At 70.3% G+C, this 12,522-nt stretch carries 11 protein-coding genes; 9 read left to right on the top strand and 2 right to left on the bottom strand.

What is annotated here, in order from left to right:
- Window positions 1–335 precede the first annotated feature (335 nt).
- The 6 genes from ACIBK3_RS43240 to ACIBK3_RS43215 all read left to right on the top strand — a co-directional run bounded on the left by ACIBK3_RS43240 (window position 336) and on the right by ACIBK3_RS43215 (window position 6,657).
- Complete coding sequence (locus ACIBK3_RS43240; protein ID WP_030946019.1) at window positions 336–710, top strand: DUF3499 domain-containing protein; 375 nt, start codon at window positions 336–338, stop codon at window positions 708–710.
- Between the two features lie 511 nt (window positions 711–1,221).
- Window positions 1,222–2,586: a phosphomannomutase/phosphoglucomutase gene (locus ACIBK3_RS43235; RefSeq protein ID WP_399373846.1), complete on the top strand. Its 1,365-nt coding sequence runs from the start codon at window positions 1,222–1,224 to the stop codon at window positions 2,584–2,586.
- Between the two features lie 308 nt (window positions 2,587–2,894).
- Complete coding sequence (locus ACIBK3_RS43230) at window positions 2,895–3,065, top strand: Trm112 family protein (RefSeq protein WP_399373844.1); 171 nt, start codon at window positions 2,895–2,897, stop codon at window positions 3,063–3,065.
- Between the two features lie 79 nt (window positions 3,066–3,144).
- Window positions 3,145–4,278: an SIS domain-containing protein gene (locus ACIBK3_RS43225; protein ID WP_399373842.1), complete on the top strand. Its 1,134-nt coding sequence runs from the start codon at window positions 3,145–3,147 to the stop codon at window positions 4,276–4,278.
- A 102-nt stretch (window positions 4,279–4,380) separates the two neighbouring features.
- On the top strand, window positions 4,381–5,532 hold the full coding sequence (gene manA, locus ACIBK3_RS43220; RefSeq protein WP_399373841.1) for a mannose-6-phosphate isomerase, class I: 1,152 nt from the start codon (window positions 4,381–4,383) through the stop codon (window positions 5,530–5,532).
- 144 nt (window positions 5,533–5,676) lie between these two features.
- Window positions 5,677–6,657, top strand: a complete 981-nt coding sequence (locus tag ACIBK3_RS43215) for a cation diffusion facilitator family transporter (protein ID WP_399373839.1) — start codon at window positions 5,677–5,679, stop codon at window positions 6,655–6,657.
- Between the two features lie 67 nt (window positions 6,658–6,724).
- Here ACIBK3_RS43215 and lepB read toward each other — a convergent pair whose 3' ends face one another.
- A complete protein-coding gene (gene lepB, locus ACIBK3_RS43210) occupies window positions 6,725–7,396 on the bottom strand; it encodes a signal peptidase I (RefSeq protein ID WP_399373838.1) in 672 nt (223 codons plus the stop codon).
- 307 nt (window positions 7,397–7,703) lie between these two features.
- Here lepB and ahcY point away from each other — a divergent pair, with 307 nt between their 5' ends.
- Window positions 7,704–9,161 (top strand): adenosylhomocysteinase, encoded by a 1,458-nt coding sequence (gene ahcY / locus ACIBK3_RS43205; RefSeq protein ID WP_399373836.1) that lies wholly within the window; start codon window positions 7,704–7,706, stop codon window positions 9,159–9,161.
- Window positions 9,162–9,310: 149 nt separating this feature from the next.
- On the top strand, window positions 9,311–9,937 hold the full coding sequence (locus ACIBK3_RS43200) for a hypothetical protein (RefSeq protein ID WP_399373834.1): 627 nt from the start codon (window positions 9,311–9,313) through the stop codon (window positions 9,935–9,937).
- 60 nt (window positions 9,938–9,997) lie between these two features.
- Here ACIBK3_RS43200 and ACIBK3_RS43195 read toward each other — a convergent pair whose 3' ends face one another.
- On the bottom strand, window positions 9,998–10,990 hold the full coding sequence (locus ACIBK3_RS43195; RefSeq protein WP_399373833.1) for an RDD family protein: 993 nt from the start codon (window positions 10,988–10,990) through the stop codon (window positions 9,998–10,000).
- Window positions 10,991–11,120: 130 nt separating this feature from the next.
- Here ACIBK3_RS43195 and ACIBK3_RS43190 point away from each other — a divergent pair, with 130 nt between their 5' ends.
- A complete protein-coding gene (locus ACIBK3_RS43190; RefSeq protein WP_399373832.1) occupies window positions 11,121–12,128 on the top strand; it encodes a stage II sporulation protein M in 1,008 nt (335 codons plus the stop codon).
- Window positions 12,129–12,522 lie beyond the last annotated feature (394 nt).

The following is a 12,522-nucleotide window of genomic DNA, read 5'->3' as shown; positions in this document are numbered from 1 at the left end:
AGCGTAGTCCTCGCCGGACCCGGGGGCCCGACCTCCACGCGGCCCTGCGGACGGCAGGCCGTCATCCCCTGTGGCAGGCCGCCAGTTGACCATTCCAGCCAAGGTTGGGCTCGATTCCATATCTCTGCGCGACCCTCGATATCAAGGCAATTGGCAGGGTTTGTGTCGAGTGATGATCGGGTGCGGAACCGTCCGACCCCTCGGCGGCGGGTGTCGGTGCAGGTCAGCGCGGTGGGGCCGGAGAGGTGTGTGGGGCGTTTCACAGCACGACACGGTGGAGTGACCTGGGGGAGAGTCGTCGCGGCCCGCTCAAGAGTGCGGTACCGTCCAACGTCGTGAGCCCTGTACGTCGCTGTTCGCGAACCGCTTGCGGCCGTCCCGCCGTCGCGACGCTGACGTACGTCTATGCCGACTCGACCGCGGTCCTCGGCCCGCTCGCCACCTACGCCGAACCTCACTGCTACGACCTGTGCGCCGAGCACTCCGAGCGCCTCACCGCCCCGCGTGGCTGGGAGGTCGTCCGTCTCCTCGACGGTTCGGCCCCGGCCCGCCCCAGCGGCGACGATCTGGAAGCGCTTGCCAACGCGGTCCGCGAGGCGGCACGCCCCCAGGAGCGCGCGGCCGAGGCCGGCGGCGGGGGGCGCCGGGCGGACCCGATGGAGGTCGCGCGCCGCGGCCACCTGCGCGTGCTGCGCTCGCCCGACAACTGAGCGGGCTGTCACCTCCCCCTGAGCGGGCACTGGTTGGCGCCCGCCCACTGACGGGTTGTCGACGCGGACACCACCGTCCCGCAAGCTGAAGTGGGAAATCGCTTTCCGGGTGACGGGTCCGGGCAGGCGCCCGGGTACGTCCAGGAACTCGAACTACGTCTCGGCGCAACTCGCCGACATCGGGGACGCCTTGGCAGACGTCGGCGTCCTGGTCGACGTACCGCGCGCGGGCCGGCCGCGGAGCCCGTCCGGGCGTCCAACTGCTCGGTGAGCGGCAGGGGCCGATGACTGCGCCCGGCACCTGGAGTGGTCGACACCCCGTACAACCGGAGTTGAGCCGGCTCCAGTCGACAGCAGAGCTCGCCCGTACCGGACGGGATGGTGCCCCGACGGCGCTCCTCCGCTTCTGACCTGAGGTTACGTCTCGGAGTCCACTCGGCTACCGCACGGCGCACTGTCAGTCGGTACGGGTAGCTTGGGGCGACCGACAGGACTTTCAGAAGGGCTGGCCGTGGCTGCTGATCTCTCACAGCTCGTGAAGGCGTACGACGTGCGCGGGGTCGTCCCCGACCAGTGGGACGAGCCGCTGGCCGAACTCTTCGGGGCCGCGTTCGTCCAGGTGACCGGCGCGAGCGCGATCGTGACCGGGCACGACATGCGGCCGTCGTCCCCAGGTCTGTCGCGAGCCTTCGCGCGCGGGGCGACAGCCCGTGGAGCGGACGTCACCGAGATCGGCCTGTGCTCGACCGACCAGCTGTACTACGCATCCGGCGCGCTGAACCTGCCGGGCGCGATGTTCACGGCCTCGCACAACCCGGCCCAGTACAACGGCATCAAGATGTGCCGCGCGGGCGCCGCCCCGGTCGGCCAGGACACGGGCCTCACCGAGGTCCGCGAACTGGTCGAGGGATGGAGCGAGTCGGGCGCCCCCGCGCCGGCCGCGACACCCGGAACGATCACGCGGCGGGACACGTTGGAGGACTACGCGGCCCACCTCCGCTCCCTCGTCGACCTCACCTCCATCCGCCCCCTGAAGGTCGTCGTCGACGCGGGCAACGGCATGGGCGGCCACACCGTCCCGACGGTCTTCGCGGGCCTTCCGCTGGACGTCGTCCCGATGTACTTCGAACTCGACGGCACCTTCCCCAACCACGAGGCCAATCCCCTCGACCCGGCGAACATCATCGACCTTCAGAAGCGCGTCCGCGAGGAGTCCGCCGATCTGGGCATCGCCTTCGACGGCGACGCCGACCGCTGCTTCGTCGTCGACGAGAACGGCGACCCGGTCTCCCCGTCCGCCATCACCGCCCTGGTCGCCGCCCGCGAACTCGCCCGGAACGGCGGCAGGGGCACGATCATCCACAACCTGATCACGTCCTGGTCCGTGCCGGAGGTCGTCAAGGAGGAGGGAGGCACACCGGTCCGCACCCGCGTGGGCCACTCCTTCATCAAGGCCGAGATGGCGAAGTCCGGCGCGATCTTCGGCGGCGAGCACTCCGCCCACTACTACTTCAAGGACTTCTGGAACGCCGACACGGGCATGCTGGCCGCCCTGCACGTCCTGGCAGCCCTGGGCGGCCAGGAGGGCACCCTCTCGGCCCTGGTGGCGCAGTACGACCGCTATGTGGGCTCCGGCGAGATCAACTCCACGGTGGCCGACCAGCGGGCCCGCCTGGCGGCGATCCGCGCCGCGTACGAGAACGTCCAGGGCATCACCCTGGACGAACTGGACGGCCTGACGGTGTCCTCGGCGGACTGGTGGTTCAACGTCCGCCCTTCCAACACGGAACCGCTGCTGCGGCTCAACGCGGAGGCGAGGGACGAGGCGACGATGACGAAGGTGCGGGACGAGGTGCTGGGGATCATCCGGGAGTAGGACAGGCCTGGGTTCGGGGGCCGGCCTGGGGAGTCCCTGAAGGGGTGCCCATTGGACGGGCTCTTTGGAGGGAGTGACCATTGGTCGGGCGCTCTGGAGGGAGTGCCTAGAGGGGGAGCCCTTTGACGGGTGTACATCCTTTGACGGGTGCGCATAGAGAGGGCAGCCCACTGACGAGAGGGCGAGAAACCCGACCGCGAACCCCGGCCCGACTCAACCCCGCCGCGGCCCCCGACCCGGCGGTACCCTGACCAGGCACATCCGCACAGGTACACGTACGCGCACGCCCGCTCCCGAAGGGAACACTCATGCCGCTCGAAGCCGGCCTCCTGGAGATCCTCGCCTGCCCGGCCTGCCACGCCCCCCTCAAGGAGCAGGACGCCGAGTTGATCTGCATCGGACAGGACTGCGGCCTGGCGTATCCCGTCCGCGACGGCATCCCCGTCCTCCTCGTCGACGAGGCCCGCCGCCCCGCGTAAGCGACCACCTGGCGACCCGGAGACGCGCGCATCCGACGACCGCGCATCCGACGAACCCGGCGACCGGAGGCTGCCGCCCATGCTCGACGAATCGCTGCTCGACACCCCCGACGCACTCGCGGCGGCCGACCACCGCGGCCTGCTCCGCGGAGCCGCGGAGGCCGGCGCCCGCGTCCGCACCGCCGCGCGGCACGCAGCCGAGGCCGGGGTGCCCGACCTCAAGCCGGACGGCCGCCCGCGCGCCGTCCTGATCGCGGGCCCCGGCGCCGCCGCCACCGGCGTCGCCGACCTCCTCGGCACGCTCGCCGGCCCCGGCAGCCCGGTCACCCGCCTCGCCCCCACCGGTGTCGCCCCCGCCGCGGGCGCCCTGCGCTGGGAACTGCCCGGCTGGGCCGGCTCCGTGGACCTGCTGCTGATCGCCACCCCCGACGGCACCGAGCCGGGACTGTCCCTGCTCGCCGACGCGGCCTACCGGCGCGGCTGCACGGTCGTCGCCGTGGCCCCCGCCCGCACCCCGCTCAGCGAGGCGGTGGAAGGCGCCCACGGACTCTTCGTCCCGATGGCGACAGCCCCGTACGACGAGCAGGACGAAGAGGTCCTCACCGCGTCCGCCCCCGGCGTCCTGTGGGCGCTGCTCACCCCGCTGCTGGCGATCCTCGACCGCACCGGGCTGCTCACCTCCCCGCCGGACGCCCTCGAGAAGGTCGCCGACCGACTCGACCAGGTCGCCGAGCGCTGCGGTCCCGCCATCGCGACCTACAGCAACCCGGCCAAGACACTGGCCGCCGAACTGGCCGACGCCCTCCCGGTGATCTGGACCGAGGGCACCTCGGCGGGCCCCGCCGGACGCCGGTTCGCCGCCGCCCTCGCCGAGCTGTCCGGCACCCCGGCGGTCGTCGCCGAGCTGCCCGAGGCGCTCGCCGCGCACAGCGCGCTGCTCGCGGGCCCGCTGGCTGCCAGTGCCGACCCCGACGACTTCTTCCGCGACCGTGTGGAGGACCCACCTGCCCTCCACGCGCGCGTGGTGCTGCTTCGCGACCGCCCGATCGGTGGCCTCACCGCCGCCCCCGCCGCCCGTGACCTGGCCCTCAGCCACGACACGCCGATCAGTGAGCTGGAGCCGGAGGCCGGTGGCGACTTGGAGAGCCTCGCGGAACTGATCGCCATGACGGATTTCGCCGCCGTTTACCTGGCGCTCGCCTCCGGGGCCTGATCTTGCCCAGGACGCCCTGACAGTCGTAGACACGGCCCCCTGACCGTCGTAGACACGGCGCCCTGACCGTCGTACGCAGCAAGACCCGGCAGAAAGAACCCCATGGACCGCCTCGACAACACGATCCGCCCCTACGCCTGGGGTTCCACCACCGCGATCCCCCAGCTGCTCGGCATCGAGCCGAGCGGCGAGCCGCAAGCGGAGATGTGGATGGGCGCTCACCCGGGCGCACCCTCCCGCACCGGGCGTGGCACGCTCGTCGAGGTCATCGAGGCCGACCCGGAGCGTGAGTTGGGCGGGCCCGCCGTCGCCAGGTTCGGCCCGCGCCTGCCCTTCCTGCTCAAGATCCTCGCCGCCGGCGCCCCCCTCTCCCTGCAGGTGCACCCCGACCTGGAGCAGGCCAAGGAGGGTTACGAGGACGAGGAGCGCCGGAAGATCCCGGTCGACGCCCCGTACCGCAACTACAAGGACGCCAACCACAAGCCCGAACTCATCTGCGCGCTCACCGAGTTCGACGGCCTGTGCGGCTTCCGCGACCCGTCCGAGGCCGCCGACCTCCTCGACGGGCTCGGCGTGGACACCCTCAAGCCGTACGTCGACCTGTTGCACGCCCACCCCGAGGACGCGGCCCTGCGCGAGGTCCTCACGGCCGTCCTCACCGCCGACCCGGACGAGATGACCCGCACGGTCGCCGCGGCCACGGCCGCCTGCACCCACCTCGGCGGCGCCTACGCCCCCTACGCGGACATCGCCCACCACTACCCGGGCGACCCCGGCGTCATCGCCGCGATGCTCCTCAACCACGTCCGACTCCAGCCCGGCGAGGCCCTGTTCCTCGGCGCGGGCATCCCGCACGCGTACCTGAACGGTCTCGGCGTCGAGATCATGGCGAACTCCGACAACGTCCTGCGCTGCGGCCTGACGCCCAAGCACGTCGACGTCCCCGAACTCCTGCGCATCGTCCGCTTCGAGCCGAGCGACCCCGGCGTCCTGCGCCCGGAGGCGGCCCCCGACGGCGAGGAGGTCTACGAGACCCCCATCGACGAGTTCCGGCTGTCGAGGTACGTCCTTCCCGAGGCCGCCGGCCCCCACGACCTCACCCGAGCGACCCCGCAGATCCTGCTCTGCACGGCCGGTTCGGTACGGGCGGGGGAGTACGAGCTGACGCCCGGGCAATCCGTGTTCGTGCCGGCGGGCGAGAAGGCGCAGGTGTCCGGGGCGGGCACGCTCTTCCGAGCCACTGTGATTGTGTGACCACGCCTGTGGATACCTGACGCGCTGGTGCCACACCGGGCTGCAAGAATGGCCCACCGGCAAAGGCCCGGCAAAGGCCCGGTCCTTGGACGACCCTCCTCGGGCGCCCGCGTACAGACGAAGGCGAAGGGACAACGCGAACACATGAGCGCGTCAGGCGGTACCAGGGCGATCGTGGCGGCACTCGGAGCCAACCTCGCGATCGCGGCATCGAAGTTCGTGGCGTTCGCGTTCAGCGGCTCGTCGTCCATGCTCGCCGAGGGTGTGCACTCGCTCGCCGACTCCGGCAACCAGTTCCTGCTGCTCCTCGGCGGTAAGAAGGCCCAGCGCGAGGCAACCCCCCAACACCCCTTCGGCTACGGCCGCGAGCGCTACATCTACGCCTTCCTCGTCTCCATCGTCCTCTTCTCGGTCGGCGGCATGTTCGCCATCTACGAGGGCTACGAGAAGATCAAGACCCCGCACGAGATCGAGCACTGGTACTGGCCGGTGGGCGTCCTGATCTTCGCGATCATCGCCGAGGGCTTCTCCTTCCGTACGGCCATCAAGGAGTCCAACCCGCAGCGCGGTGACCTCTCCTGGAAGGAGTTCGTGCGCCGGGCCAAGGCCCCCGAACTCCCCGTCGTCCTCCTGGAGGACTTCGGCGCGCTCGTCGGTCTGGTCCTCGCTCTCGGCGGCGTGGGCCTCGCCCTGCTCACCGACGACGGCGTCTGGGACGGCATCGGCACCCTCTGCATCGGCATACTGCTCATCCTGATCGCCCTCGTCCTGGCCGCCGAGACCAAGTCCCTGCTGCTCGGCGAGTCCGCGGGCGCCGACCAGGTCAAGAGGATCGAGACCGCGATCGTCGACGGCGACACCGTCACCGGCATCATCCACATGCGCACGCTCCACCTCGGCCCCGAGGAACTCCTGGTCGCCGCCAAGATCGCCGTCCAGCACGACGACACCGCCGCCCAGGTCGCCTCCGCCATCAACGCCGCCGAGGCCCGCATCCGCGAGACCGTACCGATCGCCCGCGTGATCTACCTCGAACCCGACATCTACAGCGAGTCCGAGGCCGCCAAGGGCCCCGACCGCGAGGCCACCCCCGGAGGACCGGCACCACACCCCGCCGACCACTGATCTCCGGCAGGCGATCACGTACGGCGACGGGGGCCGCCGAGCGTTCGGCGGCCCCCGTCCGACACCGTCACACCTGTGCCATCCACGGCGGCCGCACCGGAACCGGCTTCGGCCGCCGCAGGGCCAGAGCAGCGATCCCCAGGCCGAGCCCGGTGAGCCCGGCAAGGATCCCGACCAGCGCGCCGACGCCGAGCAGCACCGGCGCCGTGTAGTCGCCCGTCACCCGGCCGCGCACCGAGCCGACGGGCACCGTCCCGCCATGGTCGTCGGCGAAGAACCGCGAGTCCCGCGCGTTAAGCCGGTGATCGCCGAGCAGGAACAACCGCCCCTTCGGCACCTTCACGTCGTACGGCCGGTGCAAACCGTCGGCGATGCCGTCCGCCACGTACCGCTCGTCGAGCGGCTTCCCGTTGACGGTGAGCCGCTCCCGCGCACCCTCGCCCGTGCAGCACACGAGGTGATCGCCGCCGACTCCGATGACCCGCTCCATGACGGGGCCGTCAAAGCCGTAGCGCTCGGGCGCCGTGAAGAGCACCACGTCGCCGCGCCGCACCCGAGTCCCGTCGACGCGCTCGTAGACGAGCTGCTGCCCCTCCTCGTACGTCGGCGCCATGCTGTCGCTGCGTACGGTGCTCCCGTGGTACCCCGTCCACAGACCCACAACGGACCCGATCAGCAGCAACAGCCCCAGCGGCCCGAGAACCCCCGCGGCCACCCCCAGCTTCCGCACCTTGCTCACCGACACACTCCTCCCCACACGGAACTCCCGCGGCCGCAGAGAGTATCGGCTGATGTGATGGCGCGATGTGTTCGGAGGCGGACTGGGGATGCCCCGGGCCACCGGTGTAGCTTGGTTGGAGCCAGACGTCGCTGCTGATGGCGGTCGGGCGGTCCCACCGCGGACCGACCGAGGGAGAGAGGGCCTCCGACGGACTGCGCTGCGCGCACGCGGGCATGCCTGTGTCCTCCTTCGGGGCACTCCTGTGTCCGCCGCCGCGCAGACCAGCCGTATCCATCGCGCCCCCAACCCTGAGGAGCAGCTCCCCATGACGACTGTCGACACCCGACAGGACTTCAAGGTCGCCGACCTCTCCCTGGCCGAGTTCGGCCGCAAGGAGATCACCCTCGCCGAGCACGAGATGCCCGGCCTGATGTCGATCCGCAAGGAATACGCCGAGGCACAGCCCCTGGCCGGCGCGCGCGTCACCGGCTCCCTGCACATGACCGTCCAGACCGCGGTCCTCATCGAGACCCTGGCCGCCCTGGGCGCCGAGGTCCGCTGGGCCTCCTGCAACATCTTCTCCACCCAGGACCACGCGGCCGCCGCCATCGCCGTCGGCCCGAACGGCACGCCCGACAACCCGCAGGGCATCCCCGTCTTCGCCTGGAAGGGCGAGACCCTGGAGGAGTACTGGTGGTGCACGGAGCAGGCGCTGACCTGGCCGAACACCCCCACCGGCGGCCCGAACATGATCCTGGACGACGGCGGTGACGCCACCCTCCTCGTCCACAAGGGCGTCGAGTACGAGAAGGCCGGCAAGGTCCCGTCCGTCGACACTGCCGAGAACGACGAGCACCGCGTCATCCTCGAACTCCTGAACCGCACCATCACCGACGGCTCGCAGAAGTGGACCCAGCTCGCCTCGGAGATCCGCGGCGTGACCGAGGAGACCACGACCGGCGTCCACCGCCTGTACGAGATGCACCGCGACGGCACCCTCCTGTTCCCGGCGATCAACGTCAACGACGCCGTCACCAAGTCGAAGTTCGACAACAAGTACGGCTGCCGCCACTCCCTGATCGACGGCATCAACCGCGCCACGGACGTCCTCATCGGCGGCAAGACCGCGGTCGTGTGCGGCTACGGCGATGTGGGCAAGGGCTGCGCGGAGTCCCTGCGCGGACAGGGTGCCCGTGTCATCGTCACCGAGATCGACCCGATCTGCGCCCTCCAGGCGGCGATGGACGGCTACCAGGTCACGACCCTCGACGAGGTCGTCGACAAGGCCGACATCTTCATCACCACGACCGGCAACAAGGACATCATCATGGCCTCGGACATGGCCAAGATGAAGCACCAGGCGATCGTCGGCAACATCGGCCACTTCGACAACGAGATCGACATGGCCGGCCTCGCGCAGATCCCGGGCATCGTCAAGGACGAGGTCAAGCCGCAGGTCCACACCTGGAAGTTCCCCGACGGCAAGGTGCTCATCGTCCTGTCCGAGGGCCGCCTGCTGAACCTGGGCAACGCCACCGGTCACCCGTCGTTCGTGATGTCCAACTCCTTCGCGGACCAGACGCTGGCCCAGATCGAGCTGTTCACCAAGCCCGACGAGTACCCGACCGACGTCTACGTGCTGCCCAAGCACCTCGACGAGAAGGTCGCCGCCCTCCACCTGGACGCGCTCGGCGTGAAGCTCACCAAGCTCCGCCCCGAGCAGGCCGCCTACATCGGCGTCGAGGTCGACGGCCCGTTCAAGCCCGACCACTACCGCTACTGACCGCACCACTGCCGCCGATGATGAGCGCGCCGGTGCGCTGACGCGCTCTCACCAGCAGGTCCTCCGAGGCAGGCCCCCGCACCCCCGTGTCGGGGGCCTGCCCCTTCGGCCACCGCGGCCGGACCAGCCCGTCAAGCCCCAGGACCCCGATGCCCCGCGGCCGTTATTCGCTCCATGATCCGCACGATCACACCCACCTCGCAGAAGAGCACTTCCACTGCGCCCCCGGTCCGTCCGGCTGGCGCTACGTCTCCCAGCTGACCACCCCCTCGGGCGACCACAGCGGCTCCGTCGATCTCACCCTCGACGAACTCGGCCGCCCCATCCGCCTCGAACTGCACGCCGCGAGCTGGCAGGTCCGCGGCGCCGCCCTCGACGGCGTCACCTGGGTCCGCACGGACCCCACCGGGACTCAGGCCACAGAAGGCAACGTGCGCGCCCATGCCTTCACCGGCACTTCCCCGGCATTTCTCATCGCCACCACCCGTCTCCTTCGCCTCACCCCTTCCAGCTCGGCCACCCGTGTACGCCTCGTCGCCTTCACGGACCCGGTCCTCGCCCCGCGCACCGTGGACCAGTCCTGGACCTTGCTGAAGATCGAAGCACACGCCACTGACAACGGCCCCCTGACCGTGGAGGAGTACCAGGTCACAGCCCTGGACACCGGCGAACAGCACGTGGTGCACATCGCCGGCGACGTGGTCCTCGCCGCCCCTGGCATCGAGCTGGAGGACCTCGACTCGCCCCCGTCGGTATTCCGGTCTCCGCCCGATTGAGGCCGATGCGGGGGACCGGCGGACTCACGCCACTCTTACGGCGCCGGCGGCCCCGCAGAGCTACGCGGGCGGCGCGAATCCAGTACCGGGACGGTCGTCGGACCGCTCGGTCGTCTCCCGCTCGACCGCAGGCGAAGCCCCGGCGACATGCCCGGCAGGCTGAGGAGCAGGAGCAGGAGCAGGAGCAGGAGCAGGAGCAGGAGCAGGAGCAGGAGCGGGGGCGGTAGCAGGCGGCACCGGCGTGGCCCCGTAGGTGCCTGGCGCGCCATCCGGAGATCCCGTGCCGGCCGACGGCACAGCCGCTCCGGCGGCGACGTTCCGCTGAACCTCCCGGGCCTGCCGCTCCTGCACCACCGCAGCCAGATATGCCGCAGGGGCAACGCCCTGGGGAGCCGGGGCCCCCGTGTGAGAGGCGAGGTCGGCGGCGAGCTGCTGAGCCATGGTCCAACCGACCTGCGGATCCAACTGCTGCATCCGCGTCAGGTACTGGCGGATCGCAAGCCACAGCCAGTCCGGGACCGCCGACAGATCAAGCGCCGAGAAGCGCCCGGACAGCCATGGCGGTGGCGGCGGCACGAAGCGCACCTGAGATACCGGCACTCGCTCGCGTACGACCAGAGTTCCCGCGAACACGTCGCCGAGCCGACGCCCACGTGCCGACACCAGCGAAGCGATACACGCCACGACCCCGAAGGTCATCACGATCTCGACCGTTCCGATCGCTCCCCGCACCAGCGCATGCCGGAACCGGATCGGCCCACCGTCGTCCCGCACCACGCGCAATCCGCACGCCAGCTTCCCGAGCGAGCGTCCATGGCTGAGCGTCTCGACGGCTATCGGGCCGCCCACCAACACCAGCAGGAACGTGGCGATCGACAACGCGACCTGCGCCGCCTCGTCCAGCGAAGAGGTGGACGCCACCAGCACGATCGTGACGACGATGTACACGGTGACGGCCACGGCCAGATCGATCAGCACGGCCAACGCCCTGCTGGGCAGCCTCGCAGGGCGCAACTCGAGCGCCACCGCCTCGCCCGTCACCAGCTCACTCACGCCTGCCGCCCTTTCCCTGACCTGCCCTGCGAACGGCCAGTCTGCCAAGCTGAGGGCGCATCGCGCCGCAGTACGACAAGCTGACATCCATGACGAGCCGCCGACAACCAGCGGAGGAGCACGCAAACCGATGGACCTCGACGTCTTCGTCACCGCCCACCGAGCCGAATGGGACCGCCTGGATGCGCTGCTGCGGCGCCAGCGTCGGCTCAATGGAGCCGAGGCCGACGAACTCGTCGCCCTCTACCAACGCACCGCCACCCACCTCTCCCTGATCCAGTCCAGCGCCCCCGACCCACAGCTGACAGGGCGGCTCAGTCGACTGGTGGCACGCGCGCGTAGTGCCGTGACAGGCACCCGACGCTCCTCGTGGCGGGACGTCACTCGCTTCCTCACCCACGGATTCCCGGCCGCGGTCTACGGGTCCCGCCACTGGTGGGTACCCACCGCGCTGCTGTCCACGGTCGTCGCGACCCTCCTGGGCTGGTGGATCGGCACCCACCCCGAAGTCCAGTCGACCATCGCCGCCCCGAGCCAACTGCGCGAACTCACCCGCCCCGGTGGCGAGTACGAGACCTACTACTCCAGTCACCCCGCGGCCTCCTTCGCCGCCCAGGTCTGGACGAACAACGCCCAAGCCGCCGCCATGTGCCTGGTCCTGGGCGTTTTCCTCGGTCTCCCGGTGCTCTGGATCCTCTTCCAGAACATGCTCAACCTCGGGGTCGGCTTCGGCCTGATGTCCTCCGCGGGCCGTCTCGACACCTTCCTCGGCCTCATCCTCCCGCACGGCCTGCTGGAGCTGACCGCGGTCTTCGTGGCTGCCGGCACAGGCCTGCGCCTGGGCTGGACCCTGATCGACCCGGGCCCGCGCACTCGCCGCTCGGCCCTCGCGGAGGAAGGCCGAGCCGCCGTGGGCATGGCGATAGGTCTCGCACTCGTTCTCTTCGTCTCCGGTGCCATCGAAGGCTTCGTCACCCCGTCCGGCCTGCCGACCTGGGCCCGCATCGGCATCGGCATCGCCGCCGAGCTGGCGTTCCTCGCGTACGTCTATGTCCTGGGCGGGCGGGCAGTCCGCGCCGGTGACACGGGCGACGTCGAGGCCGCCGAACGCAGTGCCGGCGTCCCGACGGCCGCCTGATGTGCGGATGCCGCGACTGAACTGCTACTGTCTCCTTCGCCCCACAGGAGCCGTTGACACGGAGCGTGTGGGGAGGTAGATTCGAACAGTTGCCTGGAGCTCGGCGTTGAACCGGCTCGGCGACGGTGAGTGTCTGTCAGCTTCTAGAAACGTAGATTTCGAAGAAGCACCTTCCCGAAGAATCGGAAATTGATGGCCGGTCAGTCCGGATCAAACCTTCTGATAATGTTGGGACCGCCGGAAAGGGAAACGCGAGAGCGGGAACCTGGAAAGCACCGAGGAAATCGGACCGGAAACAGTCTGATAGAGTCGGAAACGCAAGACCGAAGGGAAGCGCCCGGAGGAAAGCCGCGAGAGAGTCTCTCGGGTGAGTACAAAGGAAGCGTCCGTTCCT

It is taken from the genome of Streptomyces sp. NPDC050287, from assembly GCF_044459385.1.
Classification (GTDB): Bacteria; Actinomycetota; Actinomycetes; order Streptomycetales; family Streptomycetaceae; genus Streptomyces.
Note: the sequence above shows the minus strand (reverse complement) of the source record. Positions and strands in the feature narration are given on the sequence as shown.